Origin of the sequence: Hydrogenimonas urashimensis (assembly GCF_016593255.1) — a bacterium.
GTDB lineage: Bacteria > Campylobacterota > Campylobacteria > Campylobacterales > Hydrogenimonadaceae > Hydrogenimonas > Hydrogenimonas urashimensis.
Genome location: NZ_AP023212.1, coordinates 757,459 through 774,875 on the forward strand (window position 1 = coordinate 757,459; position 17,417 = coordinate 774,875).

Below are 17,417 nucleotides of genomic sequence, written 5' to 3' on the forward strand. Positions count from 1 at the left end.
CCGGGTCGTCACGTCGGTTTACAAGTTGATTATCTTACCGAAAAGAAAGGCTTTAAGAGGTAAAACAGAGAGCTAAATTCAGTATATAAGTCTCACTTCAGTTCGCTCCAGCGCTTCCCGATGTTGATACTGGTTTTGAGCGGTATTTTCAGTGAAACGATGTTCTCCATGATCTCGGAGAAACGGCCCGAAAGCCTCTCGGCCTCTTCCGCCTTGATCTCGAAAATCAGTTCGTCGTGAATCTGCAGAAGTATCGCGGCATCGAGCGACTCCTCTTTGATGATTCGGTGGATTTTCAGCATCGCCATCTTGATCAGATCGGCGGTGCTTCCCTGGAATACCGTATTGCCCGCTTCCCGCAGATAGGCGGCCAGCTGCATCGGGTTGGCATGTTCGAAATCAAAATAGCGCCGCCGTCCCAGCAGTGTCTCCACATAGCCACGCTCTTTCGCTTTCGCCTCGATCGACTCCAGGTACGCCTTGACCGTCGGGAAGGAGGCGAAGTAGTTTTCGATGATCGCCTTCGCCTCTTTCGTCGAGATACCCAGTGTCTGGGAAAGTTTACGGCTTCCCATGCCGTACAGCAGACCGAAGTTGACCGTTTTGGCGATGTTCCGTTTCGAAGCCGCCTCCTGGGGACCGAAAAGTTTGATGGCCGTCTCCATGTGGATATCCTTCCCCTGCCTAAACGCTTCGCTCAACACGGGGTCGCCGGAGAAGTGCGCCAGTAAACGGAGCTCGATCTGGGAGTAGTCGATGCCTGCGAGCAAATAGCCTTCGGAGGCGACGAAGCCTTCGCGGATGCGGCGACCCTCTTCCGTCTTGACCGGGATATTCTGGAGATTGGGGTTTTTGCTGCTGAGCCGTCCTGTTGCCGTACCGGTCTGGATGAAAGAGGTGTAGATGCGGTGATGGGGATCTTTTCTGCCCAGTTTCAGCAGTGGCTCGATGTAGGTGGTCATCAGTTTGTGCAGTTCCCGGTAGGCCAGTATCTTTTCGATGATCGGGTGGGCGCCTTTGAGGGAGTCGAGCACCTTTTCGTTGGTGCTGTATCCGCCGGATTTGGTCTTTTTGCCTCCCGGAAGGCCCAAAACAGCGAAGAGAATCTCCCCAAGCTGTTTGGGGGAGTTGATGTTGAACTCCCTGCCCGCCGCTTCGTAGACCTCTTCCGTGAGCCTCTTCAGACGGAAGGTGATCTCGGTTTTGAGCGATTCGAACCGCTCGATGTCGATCGCGATGCCGTGGCGCTCCATGGCGATCAACACGTTGATGAAGGGGTACTCCACCTCTTTCGCCTCCTCGATCAGGTGCTCGGCCCCCTGCAGCTTCAGCATGCCTGTGAGCCTGTCGTAGAGTCGGTAGCACATCCAGGCATCTTCGGCGGCGTATCGGGTCGCCTCTTCGATCGGCACGCTGCTGAAATTCTCCCCTTTTTTTACCGTATCCTTGAAAGCGACCATTTCGTAACCGAAATAGCGCAGCGCCAGACGGTCGAGCCCCACCGCCCCTTCGGGGTCGACAAGCCAGGCCAGCAGCATCGTGTCGGCGAAGGGCTCCCTCTCGTCAAAACCGAACACCTGATAAAGAAGCGCCAGGTCGAATTTGAGATTGTGCCCGAAAAAGGCTTTTTTGAAAAGGATTTCGAAAGCCTTTCTGGCATCGTCGACAGAAACCTGTTTCCCGACGCCCAGATAGCTGTGGGCCACCGGGACATAGTAGGCACGCGACTCCTCGAAACAGAAGCTGAAACCAACAAGCGAAGCGTATTTGGTATCCAGCGCGTCGGTTTCGGTATCGATGGCGACGGGTGTCTCTTCTTCGATACTCTCCAAAATGTCAAAAAGGGCATCGGCATCGTCCACCAGTACCGCTTCAAACGGCGCAGACGCCGGGGTTGCGGGGGTCGTGTTCGCATTCGCATCGCTTGCGCGCTCTTTCTTCAGCCGTCGAAGAATGTTGCGCATTTCATAGCGCTCGAGTTCGTCGCGGATTTTCAGCAGCGGGTCGCTGGGCGGCATTCTGAAGGCGGTGAGGTCGCAACTGTCGAAAATATCGTCTCTGAGAGTGACCAGTTTCTTGCTGCGGTAGGCATCCTCTTTGTGTTTGAGAAGGAGGTTTCTGATGCGTTCGGGTTTGACGTCGTCGATATGCTCATAGATGCCGTCGAGCGTTCCAAACTGCGTCAGAAGTTTCACGGCGGTTTTGGGCCCGATACCCGGCACACCCGGCACATTGTCCGAACTGTCGCCGATGAGTGCCTGGTAGTCGGTGAACTGCCTCGGATGGATGCCGTACTTCTGAACACACGCCGCTTCGTCGATCTCCACCTTTTTGATCGGGTCGAAGAGCACCACATGCCTGTCGTCGATGAGCTGGTAGAGATCCTTGTCGTGACTGACGATGCGCACTTTTATCCCCTGCTCCCTGGCACACTTTACCATCGAAGCGATCACATCGTCCGCTTCGTAATGGTCGAGACTCAGTTTGGAAAGCCCCATCTTTTCGATCCATTCGATCGCCACGGGCAGCTGCTGTTTCAGTTCCTGCGGCGCTTCGGGACGCTGGGCCTTGTAGTTGGGATCGATCTTCTGCCGAAAACTGGGTCCCGGTGCATCGAGAGCGAAAAGAAGATAGTCGGTCGGGTACTCTTTTTCCAGATTATGGATGAGATTGGCGAAGCCGGTCAGAAGGCCCGTGGGAAAGCCTTTGGAGTTTTTGAGCGGTGGAAGGGCGTAGAAGCTTCGGAAGAAGAAGCCGAAGGTATCGATAACGGTCAATGTTTTCATAACCGCAATGATACCAAAAGAGCCTTAACGGCGACTATGCGTTCCAGCGTTCGGCAAGTTCCGTCATTGCCTGCTGCAGCGGCTCTTCCGGGAGTGATGCCTTGAGGGCCAGGTTGGTCGCTCTCTTTCTGCACTTTTCGCTGAGGGGGTTTCGGACGCTGACTGCCTCGGAAGCGATCCGCAGCACCCAGGCCTCCTCTCTGGCGTCTCCGTCCGCCTGGTTGGGCATGTCGGCCCACTGGATCAGATCAGCGATTTTGGCGTCGAATTCCCAGTGGCGGAGCATCGCCGCGCTCACTTCCGCCGTCGTGGCGTCGACATAGTTGCGTTCGGTCTCCCGGATATCCCATCCCGCTTCGAGCTCCGCCTTGAAAGTGGCATCTTCCCCTTCGCGCAGCAGTTCGTCGGCAATGACGATCTTGCCGATCTCCTGCAGCAGAGCCAGGAGTCGAATCCGCTCCACTTTCGCCGGGTTGACCGCTTTCATCCACTGCTGCGCCAGCATGCTCTGGAACTGTGAAACTTTGGCGAACGCCTCGCTGCTGATGCCGTAGGGGCTCAGATTGGTGCGAAGAATGTTGCGGACGGAGAGGTTGATGACCAGATCCTTGACACTCTTCATTCCCAGCAGCGAAACCGCCTGCTCCACATTCGTGATCTCTTTGCGAAGGCCGTAGAAAGCGGAGTTGAGAAGCTTCAGCAGATCCGCTACGACCATCGGATCCTGCTCCACGATCGACGCGATGGTCTTTACGTTGACATCCGGATCGCTGTAGGCTTTTTCAATTTCCGTGACGGTCCTGGGAAGTGGGGGAAGAGAACTGATACGTTGAACCAATTGGGAGTTTATCATCTTGTCATGCCTTGCCGTATGGATTATGAACCGAATTTGACACTGTCGGATCGGGCGCGCCGTTTCGCTTTCCGTTTCGCGACTTCCCGGTTGAAGGAGAATATGGAGTAGATCGCCCATAACAGGAACATGGAGGCCAGGATTTCGTACCCGATGGCCCACATCATGAAGAAGCTGATGAAATCGCCTTTGGCTAAAACGGTATAAAGATCGCTCAGGCTCCCTTTGGCCGAAAAGGCAAGCATCGCCAGTGTTCCCGTGATGTAGGGCCCGAATATGAAATAGAGGGCGGCTTTTATGTAGGCATATTTCGGATCGCCACCGACCAGATCGGCGACGGTGAGCTGCTGATGCAGGAAATCGCCATGATTTTCATACATCAGATCCTGGTATTTTGGCATCGATTTGTAGAATTTCGTACGTTTGGCAGCCATATTCTCCCACTTTCTTAAAAAATGATATATTGATCATTATTGTATCATAAAGCGATACAACTTCTTTGAGATGATTTACTTATGTTGACAATTTTTTATCAATGAGTGTTGTTTTCTGTTTCCGGGTCCCGTCCCAGCTCTCTTTTTAGAAATGCTCCGGTATAGCTTCCTGTTTCCCGGCACTTTTCGGCCAACTCTTCCGGTGTACCGGTAGCGACGATTTTGCCCCCTTTACTTCCGCCTTCGGGGCCCATATCGATGATATAATCGGCATTTTTGATCATATCGAGATTGTGTTCGATCACCAGCACCGTGTTGCCCAGATCGGTCAGATGGTGCAACACCCGCGTGAGCCGGTCCACGTCGGCAAAGTGCAGACCCGTCGTCGGTTCGTCGAGAATATACAGCGTATTGCCCGTATCCCGACGGCTCAGCTCTTTCGCGAGCTTGATACGCTGCGCTTCGCCGCCCGAGAGTGTCACGGCATTCTGACCCAGGGTGATATATCCCAGTCCCACATCCTGCAGCGTCTTCAGTTTCGCGAAGATTTTCGGAATGTGCTCGAAAAACCGGAGCGCTTCATCCACACTCATAGCCAATATATCGGCAATATTTTTACCTTTGTAATAGATCTCAAGTGTCTGGGGATTGTAGCGGCGCCCCTTGCAGGCATCGCATTTGACCATGATGTCGGGCAGAAAGTGCATCTCGATCTTGATCTCTCCTTCCCCCTGACACTTCTCGCAGCGCCCCCCTTTGACGTTGAAACTGAAACGCCCCGGCTTGTAGCCGCGTATCTGTGCCTCTTTCGTCTTGGCGAAAAGGTTGCGGATCTCATCCATGACACCGGTGTAGGTGGCCGGGTTGGAGCGTGGTGTGCGGCCGATGGGGCTCTGGTCGAGATAGATCACCTTGTCCAGATGATCGAGACCGGCGATCTCGACACCGTCGACCTTGTGCACCTTTCTGGCGCGGTTGAGAATCTCCTTGGCCGTCGGCAGGAGCGTCTGAAGAATCAGGGAGCTCTTTCCGCTTCCGCTAACACCCGTAATGCAGACGAAGTTGCGCAGCGGAATCTTCGTGGAGAGATTTTCGATATTGTTGATCGTCACGTTCTTTATCTCCAGCCACTCTTTCTGCGGGCGGCGGTGGAAATATTCGATCTTCTTTCGGCCCGTGAGGTATTCGGCCGTGAGGGTATCGGCCTTCTTGAGATCTTCCAGTGAACCGGCGAAGGTGATCTCGCCGCCGAACTTCCCCGCGCCCGGCCCGATGTCGACGATGAAATCGGCCGCTTCGATCGTCTCTTTGTCGTGTTCGACGACGATCACGCTGTTTCCTTTCTCCCGGAGGGATTTGAGCGTCCTGATCAGTTTCTGCGTATCCCGTTCGTGCAGCCCGATGCTCGGCTCGTCGAGGACGTACATGACACCCGTCAGCCCGCTTCCGATCTGGCTGGCGATGCGGATGCGCTGCGCCTCGCCGCCGCTGATGGTGCGGGCGTCGCGCCCGAGCGTCAGGTACCCAAGACCCACATCGTAGAGAAAAAAGAGCCGTTCCCGGATCTCCTTGAGAATCGGTGCGGCGATCATCGCCTGCTGGGGTGTGAGGTCGGCGAAACTCTTTTCGTCGTGGAAAAAGGCGTAGCACTCCTCGATCGGCATGTCGATGATTTCGGCAATCGTTCTGCCACCCGCTTTGACAGCCAGCGACTCGGGCTTGAGGCGGTGGCCGCCGCAGCTGTCGCACACCTTTTCTGTCATGTAGTCGCCGAACTCCCTGTCATCCTTGAGCATGTCGTAGGAGATTTTGACGATGCCGGGCCAGACCCTCTCTATGCGGTGGCGTTTCCATGTAAAGCTGACCACATCGGGCGTCCCGTAGAGAATCTGCTTTTTCTGAAACGCCTCCAGCTCTTCGTAGGGCACATTCGTGGGAATCCCCGCCGTCTCGCAAAAGGCGATCAGAAATTTGAAATAGTAGCTGCGGTTGAAACCGTACATCGTTTTCACCGCTCCCTCGGCGATGCCAAGATGCGGATCGATGACCCGGTTCAGATCGAGGGTGTAACGCATCCCCAGCCCGTCGCACGTGGGGCATGCCCCCTTGGGGGAGTTGAACGAAAAACTGAGAGGTTCGAGGGGATCGAAACTCACCTTGCAGTGGAAACAGGCCAGATGCTCGCTGTAGTGGATCAGCGGCGGCGTGTTCATCTCTTCGTGGTTGAGCACCTCGATCTCCACTTCCCCGTAGCTTTCGTTCAGCGCCTTCTCGATATCCTGGGCGATCCGTTCCTTCGATCCCTCCTTGACGACGACCCTGTCGATGACCGCCTTGATCGTATGTTTTTTGGTCTTGGAAAGCTCGACCTCTTCGTCCAGACGGACCATGACCCCGTCGATGTGGGCACGGACATACCCTTTGTGGCGGAGCGACTCGATCATGTCGGCGAAGGTGCCCTTCTTCTCGCGTACAAGCGGTGCCATAATGACCAGTTTTGCCCCCTCCGGAAGCCCCAGCACCTGCTCGATGATGTCGCTGGCGCTCATCTGCGAGACGGGCCGGCCGCAGAGATGGCAGTACTGCTTCCCGACCCGGGCGAAGAGCAGGCGCAGGTAGTCGTAGATTTCTGTAATGGTCCCCACCGTCGAACGGGGGTTTTTGGAGGTGGTCTTCTGATCGATGGCGATCGCCGGCGTCAGCCCCTCGATCTTGTCCACGTCGGGCTTGCCGACCCTGTCGAGAAACTGCCGGGCGTAGGATGAGAGCGATTCGATGTAGCGGCGCTGACCCTCGGCGTAGAGGGTGTCGAAAGCCAGCGTACTCTTACCGCTCCCGCTCAGCCCCGTAAAGACGACGAGCCGGTTTTTCGGTATCGCAAGATCGATCGATTTGAGATTGTTTTCCCGAGCACCGAAAATTTTGATTGTATCCAAGAAAATCCGCTCCTGCATTTTTTGCCTGATGTATACCATAAGTTTCGTTTAAGGTCAAGTCATCCGATGAATATTTTTTTCAGCATGAGCGAAAGAATGACGAGATAGAGCACGACCAGGGCGTTTTTGTGCCTTTTGTGGCCCGTTTTTCCCGCGAGCCAGATGCCGGCCTGTACGCCCAAAAGGGATGCGGCACCGACGATCAGACCGTACCGGTAGTCGATCTGCCCGGCAACGGAGAGGCTGATGAATCCCGAAACGGAAGAGAATACGACGAAAAAGAGACCCGCGGAGACCGCCTTTTTCAGCGGATAGTGGAGCAGGCCCACCAGAATCGGCGTCAGCAGAATGGAACCGCCAATGCCCATCGATATGGCAAAAAGCCCAATGCCGGCCCCCACACAGGCAAGAACCGCCGCAGGGAGGTCGTGCCCCTCGTTGACGTCGATATGGACGGGAGCTTTGAAAAAGCGGTAGAGTGCAAAACCGACCACGGCGACGAAAGCGGCTTCCAGCACGATTTCCGGCACCGCGCTGACGAGCCATCCGCTTCCCAGCGCGCCGACGAAACCGCCAAGACCGATGACCGCTCCCTCTTTGAGATTGAGATGCCCTTTTTTGTGGTTGAGCCACGAACCGTAGAGGGAGCTGAAGACCATCTGCATGACGGAAATGCCGATGGCGGTTTTGATACCAAACCCCAGCAGCATCAGTGCCGGCACCAGCATCGTTCCGCCGCCGATGCCGAAAAAACCCGACATGCCTCCGATAGCCACACCGATAAGCACCAGAATGATTTCCATATCGTCCGTTCCCTTTGAAAATTCGTCTATTATACTCAAAGGGTGTTGAAGCCATCGCCACCATTAAACCGTAATTCAAAATTTTTAGTCTATAATCGAATACAAACGACAAAGGCGTGATGTGATCGAACTTTTCCGCACTTCCATCCAAGAGGTTTTCAGTCAGAACTTCGGTCTTGAAACGAAACCGTGCACCGATTTTCCGAAAAAGGAAGGGTACATGGCGAACATCCCTTTTTCCGACGGAAAGAGAAATTTCGTCGCCGAAGTCTGGATCGAAAGACCGGCACTCGAAAAACTGGCCAACATTCTGCTTTTCGACGAAAACCCCGACAGCGAGACAATGGAGGATCTGACAGCCGAGATTGCGAATTTCATCGTCGGCCATGCCAAGATGGTCGCGAGCGACCGGAATCTTCCCTACCGGATGGAAACACCGGAGTTTGGCGGTGTTCGGAGGCTCGAATCCTCGGATGGGACACTCCTGTACAGTGTGGATGAGCGATGCGTCGCGATTCGACTGAAGGAGCGACATGGCTGAACCGACTCCAAATCCCCAGGAGGAAGAGGTCCGGCTCTTCGATTTCAAGCGGCTCCTGGACATCGAGGTGGAGATCACCTCCTACCTTGGGGAGACGAAGCTGACACTCGAAGAGATTCTGCACCTGGACGTAGGATCGGTCATCGACCTGCAGAAACCGGCGGGAGAGAGTGTGGAAACCTATGTCAACGGTCGAATCATCGGCAAGGGCGAGGTGATGGTCTACGAGAAAAACCTCGCGATAAGGATCAACGAAATTCTCGACGCCGACGCCGTCATCTACTACCTGTCGAAAGAGAAGTGACGATGCTGCGCATCCTTTTTCTGATCATTCTGCTGATTCATCCTCTCTTTTCGGCCGTCTTGCTCAACGAAAACCTCTATGAACGCGAAAACCGCATCGACCTGATGCTCTCCTTCGACACCCCCTTCGACGGTGAGATCAAAAAACGGACCGAAAAGGGCGGCATCATCAACATTCTCCTGACCCGGAGTGAAATCCAGAAACCTTTTTTTCAGACAATCCGCAAAAGTTTCGTCGAGAGTATCGCCGTAACGAAATCGGGTGAAAAACGGACCCTCGTCAAAATCGTTCCCTCCACAGGCGCGATCGGTGTGCAGGCTTCCAAAACCGTTGACGGCTTCGGCCTTCGGCTGCGTATCTACCCGCTGACACAACAGAAGCGAAAAAGCGCCCCGGCCACCGCCACTCTGCCAACAAAGAGCAAGGGGATATCGGAAAAGAGCCCAACCGCCGCCAAACCGCTCAACACTCTCAAGAGCGACGAAACAGTGCCGGGGTGGCGCTACTGGAGTGTCCTTGCCCTGCTCCTTCTGCTTCTTCTTATTCTGTGGTTCGTGAAGAAAAAGGGAGTGGGCGGTCTGGCCAAAGGCGGATGGCTCATGCCTGGCGGGGGGCCACTGGCACAGAAGCTTCCGGAAGAGGCGGTCATTCGCTTTCAAAAACCCCTGGATGCCAGCAACCGACTCCTGCTCATCGAGTTTGGCAAAAAGCAGTACCTGACCATCGTCGGAAACACCAATCTTCTTCTGGACCGATTTTCAGCGGGAAGTATCGAAGGGGAAGAGGATTTCGCCCGGATGTTCCAGGCCAACAAGAAGCAGCTCGACCACTTTCTCCAGGAGAACCACCCCGACGCCTACGAAGCCTTCAAAGCCAACGCCAGCAAAGAGGAGCATCTTTGAGGAACGGGGAGAGCAGAAAGAGCAGGAAAATGACGTATGCATGAAAATATGGTGATTCTGGGGATCATACTGGTCATCCTCGGATACGGTTACTATTCCAAACTTCTCAACCGGTTCTATATTACCGGCCCCATGGTGTTCGTAACGATCGGCATACTGCTCTCTCCTCTTTTTTTTGGTGCGAAGATTCTCCACTTCGAAGGGGAATTGGTCCAGACCATGGCGGAAATCGCTCTAATCGTCGTTCTCTTCGCCGATGCCTCGACACTGAATCTCAAACATTTCGGAAGCGATTGGCGCCTGCCTGCCAGAATGCTCGGTATCGCCCTGCCCCTGACCATCGTCGCGGCGGCCGCCGTCGCGATGTGGTTTTTTCCCGACCAGCCGCCGCTTTATCTTCTGCTTCTTTCCCTTTTTCTCGCACCGACCGACGCCGCACTGGGCAAAGCGGTGGTCACCGATCCTACGGTACCTGAAAGAATTCGCTCGACGATCAACGTCGAAAGCGGCCTCAACGACGGGTTCGTCTTTCCCGTCCTGATCACCGTCGTAGCAATGATCGGCAGCGGGCAGGAGCATGGAGAGAGCAACAGCTGGCTCGTCGACGTGCTCCAACAGATCGTTCTGGGTGGCCTCGCCGGTGCGATCGTCGGATTCGCCGGTGCGAAACAAGCCCGGATTTCCATTCGCAGAGATTGGCTCGAGGAGAGCTACAGGAACCTCATCCCCTTCGCGCTGGCGCTTTTCTCCTATTATGTTTCGGAATTTGTCGGAGGCAACGGCTACATCGGCGCATTCGTCTCGGGCATGGTGCTCGGCAATCTCAACCACGAACTGCACGAAAACATCGAAGCGTTTCTGGAGAGCGAAGGGGAACTGCTCATTCTGATCATCTTTACCCTTTTCGGCCTCGTTTTCGTTCCACTCGCGGTCGACTACTGGAACATGAAAGTCCTGCTGTTCGCCTTTTTGAGCCTGACCGTCCTGCGGATGGTCCCCATCGCCGTCAGCCTTGCCGGTCTGAAACTCGACCGACCGACGAAACTCTTTCTCGGATGGTTCGGCCCCCGCGGTATCGCTTCCATCCTCTACGTCATGATCGTCATTCATCAATTAGGGGGCATCGAGGGGCATGAAGTGATCTACGGTACCGTCACCCTGACCGTGCTTCTGAGTATCTTTCTTCATGGTATGAGTGCAAAACCGCTGGCGAATCTCTATGCCCGCTATCTGAAAAAAACCGGGACGTAAAAAGAGCGGCTTTTAACCTGTTTGAGCGTCACAGAACGTTGGAGGGGTCGAAAAAGGTTTCGATCAGCTCGCGCATCTCTTCCGGGCTGCCGATACGGTTGATTCGGTTCCGAAACTCGGAGGCTCCTTTGTATCCCGCCTTTGAGTAGGTATGAAGATGTTTGCGGAAAAGTACGGCGCCGTACTCGCCGTAGAAAGCGATCATCTGATCGAAATGTTCGAGAATGATCTTTTGCTTCAGTTTCGGATCGATCGCATCGTCGGGTACACCGTGCTTGAGCTGGTAGAAGATCCACGGCTTGCCGATGGCGCCCCTTCCGATCATCACGCCATCGGCTCCGGTGAACTCAAGCACCCACTGCGCCTTTTCGTAACTGGTGATATCGCCGTTGGCGATCACGGGAATCTTTACCGACTCCTTGATACGGCGGATCGCATCGTAATCGACTTCGCTCTTGAATTTTCCCGCCCGTGTACGGCCGTGGACGGCGATGAAATCGGCACCGGCGTCTTCGACCGTCCGGGCGATTTCGACCGGTCGTTTCTCCTGAAAACCGATGCGTACCTTCGCGCTGGTGAGAGGTTTGTTCGATGTCTCTTTGATCGTCCGGATAATCCTCCCCATCTTCTCAAGATCGAGCAGAAGGGAGCTTCCCGAACCGTGTGAGACGATTTTGGGAACGGGGCATCCGCAGTTGAGATCGATGATATCGATGCCGTCGATGCCGTTAAGTATCTCCACCGCTCTTTTGACAATCGCCTCCTCCGCCCCGGCGATCTGCACGGAATAGGGGACTTCGAGCGGTGACTTCTCGACCATTTTCAGACTTTTTTGGCTGTTGTGTACCAATGCGTTGGAACTGATCATTTCGCTGACGGTCAGATCGGCTCCGAACTTTTTGACGACACTGCGGAAAGGAAGATCGGTCAGCCCCGCAAGAGGAGCCAGAACATAAAGAGGTTTCGAAAAATCGAGAATCGCCTTCATTCAAGCCTTAGCACTGGTTCAAAAGAAGATCGATCGGATAGTGTTTGCCCGATTTTCGCAAGTCGAGATAGGCTTTGAAATCGAGATACTCGCCCCGCTGGGTATCCTGCAGCAGCTCGTTGGCTCTGTCGAGCATCTCGAATTCGATCAGTGTGAAGATGTAGGCTTTGAAAGCCTTTTCGTCCTGTCCCACCAGCTTTTCGAAGAACGCCAGCAGTTCGTTGGGCGTATAGTGTTTGACGAGTTTTCGCGAAAGTATCATATAGTCGCAGTCACTGGGAGCGATTTTCATCAGGACCTTTTCGATCAGGACGAGAGAGACCTTGTTCTTTTCGTCCCGTTCATCCATCGTATCGAGCATATGCATCAAAACCTCTTTGTCGATAAAATCGAGATACTTCTCCAACTGCTGTTCGTTCGCCTTCTCCACAAAGATCATGATCGCCTCTTTGACCACTTTGGGGTCGTACGACTCGGCTCTTCTGAGTATCTCCTCGGCTTTTTGGGGTTCGTGCTTAAGAATGTTGAGGCCGTTTTGGATGGCATAAGGGTTGGACTTGTCGAGTTTGAGCTTGGCGATATCGACCACTTCGCCATGTTTTATCGCCGTGATGATGTCGATGGCGTCCCGGACACGCTCGTGGCAGAGTTTCTTGTCGACCTTCGTGAAATCGTCGCAGCCGTTGTCAAGAACCACCCCGACCGGCTTGACACGTTTGTCCATGTAATGATGCTTTTTCGGCGATTTCAGAACATCCCAGTAGAGGGCATCCGCCAGTTTTTCGATATCTTTCGTGACACGTTTTCTGCGCATATAGGCCTTGAAGCCGTAATAGAGCATATGAAGGAACGAGGCGAGATAGAGAAGCACCATGGGGATAATGACCCACACCGCAATCGGAAGCGTTACATTGACACCCATGAGGTTGAGGGTGTAATCCCCTTTTGTGACCATGTGGTAGATATAGGTTCCTACCAGAGCGATGAGGACGATCGACGCCAGCGTGTAACGTTTCAGATGCATGGTGTTCTCCTTCGATGAGTACGGACTACAGGTTCGTATATCATAACGGAAGTGAAATTATCCCCTCCTTATGCAGGACTTTTTTCGGCGATCAATCGGCAGGTGATGCAGTATTTGGCATAGGGTTTGACTTTCAGACGCTGCATTCCGATCGGTTCTTCGCACATTTCGCATACGCCGTAGGTGCCGTTTTGGATTTTCATCAAAGCCTCATCGATCTCCTCCAGCTCTTTCTGCTGGTTCGAGAGAATCTCTTCGTTGATCATATTGTCGGTGGAGACCGATGCGAAATCCCCTTCGTCCATCACGTCGTGGTTGCGATGCAGCTCATCCAGCTCCTTCGAACTTCCGTGAATGTTTTTAAGAATCTGGTTTTTTCTGTCTTCAAGCATGTGTTTGAAATATCGGATATCGTTTTCTCTCAAATTCCTGCTCCTTCTTTTAATTCAAAATTTCCGAATTTTAGCGAATTTGCCTTAAAATTCACAGAGGCCACCGCCCCATGGCCCCAATGCTCTTTCGACGATTCAATTCACAGTTAAATCGTTACGAAATTACACTTTTTGCGTGGGTTCTAAATAATCGTCAATTTGAAAAAATTATGTAGCAAAAGGGGGAGACTATTTGTGATAGGGGTGGTTGTGGTTGATCGTCAATCCCCGGTAGATCTGTTCGAAGAGCATCACTTTGGCAACTTTGTGGCTCATGGTAAGACGGGAGAGGGAGATGACACGGTCACAGCGTGCCAGGAAAGTGTCGCCATGTCCGTAGGCTCCGCCGATTAGAAAAGTCACTTCCGTTCTGTTCGCGAGCAGTTTCGCGAACTGCTCGCTTTCCATCTCTGCGCCGGCGGGATCGAGCGCGACCGTGTAGCCGCGTTCCAGCCAGGGCTCCAACTGCTGCGCATAACTCTTCTGTGCTGCCGATACACCGCTCTCCTGCGCCCGGGTGATTTTCGTATTGAAAAGATCGAAGGCTTCCAGTTTCGCGTACCGTTTCGCCATTTTCGAAAAATGGTCGCACAGCTGCGCATAACAGTCATTTTCCGGTTTGGCGATGGCGACGACATTAATCTTCATAGAGCGCACTCCCTACAACAAGCCACGTGACATGATCGATCCTGTCATCGGGTTTCACTCCGCCGATTGCGGCCACGGGGTGGGCAGAAAGTGATGCAAGTTCCGCGACTTTTTCACAGCCGAGGACATTGGCATCTTCCTTTGTCGTGGTGGCACGGCAGGCACCGAGTCCGATATAATCGAGATCGAGAAGATTGGCCCGCACGATCTCCTCTTTGTTGTGTGTCGAAAGTCCAAGCCATCGCTCCTGGCCGATCGTTTCGCGGAGACGTTCGACAGCCGTTTCCATCGTCGTGCCGTAGCGCACGATATCCTCCTGGCCGAGGTGCACACCGCCGCATATCGGTGCAAGCTCCGGATGGTCGTTGACAATGACACGTCCCGGGAAAAGCGAGACGATATCTTCGAGCCTCGATCGTATCGTATCGACATCGCCGCTTTTATTGCGATACTGGAGAATTTCGGCCCCCCTTTCGCATGCACGGCCGACAAAGCGTTCAATACTCCATCCGCGCGCCTGCATCGAGGTTTCATCCAGCAGAGCGTAGAGTTTCACGCCCCCTCTTTGGCAAAGAGTTTCAGCAGTTCGCCGACGGTCTCCTTCAAAATACGTCGTGGAACCACTTTGTCGATAAGGCCATGTTCGAGAAGAAACTCCGAACGCTGGAACCCTTCGGGAAGATCGGCACCAATCGTCTGTTTGATGACACGCTGCCCCGCAAAGCCGATCAGTGCGTCGGGTTCGGCGAGGATGATGTCACCCAGCATGGCGAAGGAGGCACTGACACCGCCCATGGTCGGGTCGGTCAGAATGGAGATGAAAGGGAGTTTCGCATCGTCAAGCTTCGCCAACGCGGCACTGGTTTTGGCCATCTGCATCAAAGAGTAGGTGCTCTCCTGCATTCTGGCACCTCCGCTGGCACTGACGATGACCACGCCGCACCCCTTTTTCAGAGCCCTATCGACGGCACGGACGATCTTCTCCCCTTCCACCGAACCGAGACTGCCTCCCATGAACGCGAAATCGAAAACGACAAGCTCGGCCGCTTCGCCTTCGATCTCGCACGATCCGCTGATGACCGAAGAGGTTCTTCCGGTCTTCTTTTTCGCCTCTTCGAGCCGCTTTTTGTAACTCTTCTTGTCGACGAACTTCAACGGATCGACCGGCTCGAGTTCAGCGTCGTGTTCAACAAAGGTTCCTTCGTCCGCCAGCAGCTTGATGCGCTGGTCCGCCGTCAGGCGCATATGGAAGCCGCATTTGGGGCAGACGTAATGGTTCGCCTCGATCTCCTTGTAGTACATCAGCGCGTTGCACTTTTTACACTTGATCCAGTGGGCCGGCGCCTCCGCCGGTTTGGGGTGCTCTTTGCGAATGCTTTTGAAAATATTGCCGAAATTCATGGGTTAATCCTTCTCTCCTTGCGCCAAACGATGCAGATTCGATGCCGTATCACGATCCTTCGCAACGATCAGCAATTCATCTTCGACGATCATCTCCAGTCCTTCACACATCCAAAGAGCCGCCGCGAAATCGTAGCGGCGCCTTGGACCTGCGAAGATGACGAAACTGACATAATGGGCATAGGCCAGTGACAGAGCCACCGCCCCGGGTGAACGGAACTTCTGTTTTCTTTTCAGCAGCGCCATCGCGAATTCGGGATTGGCGTAGGCTTTTTCGAAAATACCGACGGTGGTGTGGCCGCGCCGCACTACCGGTTCGAAACGCTCCGACCCTATTTTACCATGCATCAGTTCGGCATCCGTTTTGTAGAAGCAGTCTCCGTTGGCAAGATTGACGACGACCGCCTCCTCTACCCTTCCTCTTCTCTCCAGCGCGATCGAAGAGCCGAAATAGGGAAGCCCCGAAATCGCATTGTCGCTTCCGTCGATCGGGTCGATGACGATCGTCGCTTCCCCCTCTCCGACGATGCCGGCCTCCTCGGAGTCGATCTTTCCGAATCCGGAGAGTTTTTCGATGTAGATTCTCTCGGCCAGTGTATCGATGCCGGCCGTTCTGTCCCCGCCGGCGCCCACGTCTCCGTGTTCGGCGAATTCACTGCGCCATCCGTACTGAAGAACGTCGGCGATCTCCCTGGCGGCGATGAGTGTGGTTTCGATAAAAGGTGTCACCGTTATCCGATCAACTTTCTGATCATCGCCTTGGCGGCTTCGCGACCGTCGTAGACGGCGGTTACCACCAGGTCGGCGCCTCTTCGGCAGTCGCCGCCGGCATAGACCCCTTTGGTCGTCGTTTCGTAATTCTCGTCGATCACGATGGCGCCCCAGTCGTTCGTTTCGATACCGTTGGCCGAAAGAAACTCGAAAGGCACGGGATTGAAACCGAGGGCGAAAATGACGACATCCGCATCGACGCGGAATTCGCTCCCCTCGATCTCTTTCAGGCGCTGACGTCCGCTCTCGTCCGGTTCGCCGAGTGCCGTCTTGAGCATCTCGATGCCCACCACTTCCCCTTCCTCGTTTACGAGAACCTGCTTGGGAGAGGCGTTGAAAACGAACTCCACGCCCTCTTCTTTGGCGTTGTTGTACTCTTTTCTGGAACCCGGCATGTTGCGGGCGTCGCGCCGGTAGAGACAGGAGACACTGCGCGCTCCCTCACGCAAAGAGGTGCGCACACAGTCCATCGCCGTGTCCCCTCCCCCGACAACGACGACCCGTTTGTCTTTTACGTCGACGCTCCTGTCGTAACTGTCACCGAAGAGTCTCTTTTGCACATTGATCAGCAGGTCCATCGCCATCAGACACCCTTTGGCATTTTCGTTCGGAATACCGGCTTTTCGCTGCTGGGAGGCACCGACCCCGATAAATACGGCATCAAAATCGCTGACCAGTTCGTCAAAGGGTTTGTCTTTTCCGATCTCGACGCCGTAATGGATCTTCAGGCCCGCCTCTTCCATCCATCTGACCCGGCGGAACAGGACGTTTTTGTCCAGTTTGAAACCGGGAATGCCATAGGTCAGCAGCCCACCCGGCCGGTCGGCCCGTTCGAATATCTCCACATCGATGCCCGCACGCAGCAGGTAGGTCGCTGCGGAGAGTCCAGCGGGGCCCGAACCGACAACGGCGACTCTTTTGCCTACCTTTGTCTCTGCGAATCTGGGTTTCAGGCCCGCCTTGAACCCCTCTTCGCTGATAAACGTCTCAATCGGCCCGATCGTGATGGCGCCGTACCCGTCATTGAGGGTGCAGTCCCCTTCGCAGAGTCGGTCGTGGGGGCAGATACGGCCCATGATCTCCGGAAACGGGGAGGGTTCGTTGGAGAGGTTGAAAGCCAGTTCCAGATCCTTGTCGGCTACCGCCTTGAGCCACTGGGGAATGAAATTGTGCAGGGGGCATTTGTTGTGGCAATACGGGTCGCCGCACTGGATACACCGTTCCGACTGGCTGGATGCTTCTGCCGGATTGTAGACTTCGTAAATCTCCCGAAAATCCCTGATACGCTCGACGACGTTTCGTTTTTTCGGGTCGATCCGTTCGACAAAAATGAAATTCTGCATC

Annotated in this window: 17 protein-coding genes; 4 read left to right on the forward strand and 13 right to left on the reverse strand. The window is 54.4% G+C overall.

All coding sequences use genetic code 11. The features are described 5' to 3' along the window. Window positions 1–92: 92 nt before the first annotated feature. From polA to JMG82_RS03760, 5 genes are all read right to left on the reverse strand, one after another. Window positions 93–2,786, reverse strand: coding sequence for a DNA polymerase I (polA, locus tag JMG82_RS03740; protein WP_201353598.1), 2,694 nt, complete (start codon window positions 2,784–2,786; stop codon window positions 93–95). A gap of 34 nt (window positions 2,787–2,820) precedes the next feature. Then, complete coding sequence (locus JMG82_RS03745; protein ID WP_201353599.1) at window positions 2,821–3,639, reverse strand: HDOD domain-containing protein; 819 nt, start codon at window positions 3,637–3,639, stop codon at window positions 2,821–2,823. A gap of 23 nt (window positions 3,640–3,662) precedes the next feature. Further along, window positions 3,663–4,073, reverse strand: coding sequence for a hypothetical protein (locus JMG82_RS03750; protein ID WP_201353600.1), 411 nt, complete (start codon window positions 4,071–4,073; stop codon window positions 3,663–3,665). A gap of 98 nt (window positions 4,074–4,171) precedes the next feature. Beyond that, a complete protein-coding gene (gene uvrA / locus JMG82_RS03755) occupies window positions 4,172–7,009 on the reverse strand; it encodes an excinuclease ABC subunit UvrA (RefSeq protein ID WP_430408181.1) in 2,838 nt (945 codons plus the stop codon). Between the two features lie 59 nt (window positions 7,010–7,068). Continuing rightward, window positions 7,069–7,812 (reverse strand): sulfite exporter TauE/SafE family protein, encoded by a 744-nt coding sequence (locus tag JMG82_RS03760; RefSeq protein ID WP_201353601.1) that lies wholly within the window; start codon window positions 7,810–7,812, stop codon window positions 7,069–7,071. A gap of 121 nt (window positions 7,813–7,933) precedes the next feature. On the opposite strand from JMG82_RS03760, the gene JMG82_RS03765 reads away from it, so the two are divergent. Genes JMG82_RS03765 through JMG82_RS03780 form a run of 4 tightly spaced genes read left to right on the forward strand, consistent with a single transcriptional unit; the run spans window position 7,934 to window position 10,810 of the window. Then, on the forward strand, window positions 7,934–8,353 hold the full coding sequence (locus JMG82_RS03765) for a hypothetical protein (RefSeq protein ID WP_201353602.1): 420 nt from the start codon (window positions 7,934–7,936) through the stop codon (window positions 8,351–8,353). Beyond that, on the forward strand, window positions 8,346–8,657 hold the full coding sequence (gene fliN / locus JMG82_RS03770) for a flagellar motor switch protein FliN (RefSeq protein WP_201353603.1): 312 nt from the start codon (window positions 8,346–8,348) through the stop codon (window positions 8,655–8,657). The genes JMG82_RS03765 and fliN overlap by 8 nt, the downstream gene beginning before the upstream one ends. A 2-nt stretch (window positions 8,658–8,659) precedes the next feature. After that, window positions 8,660–9,559: a hypothetical protein gene (locus JMG82_RS03775; protein ID WP_201353604.1), complete on the forward strand. Its 900-nt coding sequence runs from the start codon at window positions 8,660–8,662 to the stop codon at window positions 9,557–9,559. Between the two features lie 36 nt (window positions 9,560–9,595). Then, window positions 9,596–10,810: a cation:proton antiporter gene (locus JMG82_RS03780; protein ID WP_201353605.1), complete on the forward strand. Its 1,215-nt coding sequence runs from the start codon at window positions 9,596–9,598 to the stop codon at window positions 10,808–10,810. A 28-nt stretch (window positions 10,811–10,838) separates the two neighbouring features. Here the strand turns inward: JMG82_RS03780 and dusB are convergent, their stop codons facing one another. The 8 genes from dusB to JMG82_RS03820 all read right to left on the reverse strand — a co-directional run bounded on the left by dusB (window position 10,839) and on the right by JMG82_RS03820 (window position 17,416). After that, a complete protein-coding gene (gene dusB, locus JMG82_RS03785) occupies window positions 10,839–11,798 on the reverse strand; it encodes a tRNA dihydrouridine synthase DusB (RefSeq protein ID WP_201353606.1) in 960 nt (319 codons plus the stop codon). Between the two features lie 7 nt (window positions 11,799–11,805). Further along, entirely contained in the window at window positions 11,806–12,822 is a 1,017-nt protein-coding gene (locus tag JMG82_RS03790) for a hypothetical protein (protein WP_201353607.1), read from the reverse strand. 68 nt (window positions 12,823–12,890) lie between these two features. Then, complete coding sequence (gene dksA, locus JMG82_RS03795; protein ID WP_201353608.1) at window positions 12,891–13,247, reverse strand: RNA polymerase-binding protein DksA; 357 nt, start codon at window positions 13,245–13,247, stop codon at window positions 12,891–12,893. A 195-nt stretch (window positions 13,248–13,442) separates the two neighbouring features. After that, window positions 13,443–13,901 carry a 23S rRNA (pseudouridine(1915)-N(3))-methyltransferase RlmH gene (locus JMG82_RS03800; RefSeq protein ID WP_201353609.1) on the reverse strand — a complete coding sequence of 153 codons (459 nt, stop codon included), beginning with the start codon at window positions 13,899–13,901 and terminating at the stop codon, window positions 13,443–13,445. After that, window positions 13,891–14,457 carry a thiamine phosphate synthase gene (locus JMG82_RS03805; protein WP_201353610.1) on the reverse strand — a complete coding sequence of 189 codons (567 nt, stop codon included), beginning with the start codon at window positions 14,455–14,457 and terminating at the stop codon, window positions 13,891–13,893. The genes JMG82_RS03800 and JMG82_RS03805 overlap by 11 nt, the downstream gene beginning before the upstream one ends. Beyond that, complete coding sequence (gene accD, locus JMG82_RS03810; RefSeq protein WP_201353611.1) at window positions 14,454–15,302, reverse strand: acetyl-CoA carboxylase, carboxyltransferase subunit beta; 849 nt, start codon at window positions 15,300–15,302, stop codon at window positions 14,454–14,456. Before accD ends, JMG82_RS03805 begins: the two co-directional genes overlap by 4 nt. Window positions 15,303–15,305: 3 nt before the next feature. Then, window positions 15,306–16,031 (reverse strand): inositol monophosphatase family protein, encoded by a 726-nt coding sequence (locus JMG82_RS03815; protein ID WP_201353612.1) that lies wholly within the window; start codon window positions 16,029–16,031, stop codon window positions 15,306–15,308. A gap of 2 nt (window positions 16,032–16,033) precedes the next feature. Next, a complete protein-coding gene (locus JMG82_RS03820) occupies window positions 16,034–17,416 on the reverse strand; it encodes a glutamate synthase subunit beta (protein ID WP_201353613.1) in 1,383 nt (460 codons plus the stop codon). Window position 17,417: the final 1 nt, after the last annotated feature.

Bases quoted from the DNA above. Each gene is read 5' to 3' on its own strand.
- JMG82_RS03800 (WP_201353609.1), bottom strand. From the start codon at position 13,901: ATGAAGATTAATGTCGTCGCCATCGCCAAACCGGAAAATGACTGTTAT.
- fliN (WP_201353603.1), top strand. From the start codon at position 8,346: ATGGCTGAACCGACTCCAAATCCCCAGGAGGAAGAGGTCCGGCTCTTC.
- JMG82_RS03745 (WP_201353599.1), bottom strand. From the start codon at position 3,639: ATGATAAACTCCCAATTGGTTCAACGTATCAGTTCTCTTCCCCCACTT.
- dusB (WP_201353606.1), bottom strand. From the start codon at position 11,798: ATGAAGGCGATTCTCGATTTTTCGAAACCTCTTTATGTTCTGGCTCCT.
- JMG82_RS03750 (WP_201353600.1), bottom strand. From the start codon at position 4,073: ATGGCTGCCAAACGTACGAAATTCTACAAATCGATGCCAAAATACCAG.
- JMG82_RS03820 (WP_201353613.1), bottom strand. From the start codon at position 17,416: ATGCAGAATTTCATTTTTGTCGAACGGATCGACCCGAAAAAACGAAAC.
- polA (WP_201353598.1), bottom strand. From the start codon at position 2,786: ATGAAAACATTGACCGTTATCGATACCTTCGGCTTCTTCTTCCGAAGC.
- JMG82_RS03760 (WP_201353601.1), bottom strand. From the start codon at position 7,812: ATGGAAATCATTCTGGTGCTTATCGGTGTGGCTATCGGAGGCATGTCG.
- accD (WP_201353611.1), bottom strand. From the start codon at position 15,302: ATGAATTTCGGCAATATTTTCAAAAGCATTCGCAAAGAGCACCCCAAA.
- JMG82_RS03780 (WP_201353605.1), top strand. From the start codon at position 9,596: ATGCATGAAAATATGGTGATTCTGGGGATCATACTGGTCATCCTCGGA.
- JMG82_RS03790 (WP_201353607.1), bottom strand. From the start codon at position 12,822: ATGCATCTGAAACGTTACACGCTGGCGTCGATCGTCCTCATCGCTCTG.
- JMG82_RS03775 (WP_201353604.1), top strand. From the start codon at position 8,660: ATGCTGCGCATCCTTTTTCTGATCATTCTGCTGATTCATCCTCTCTTT.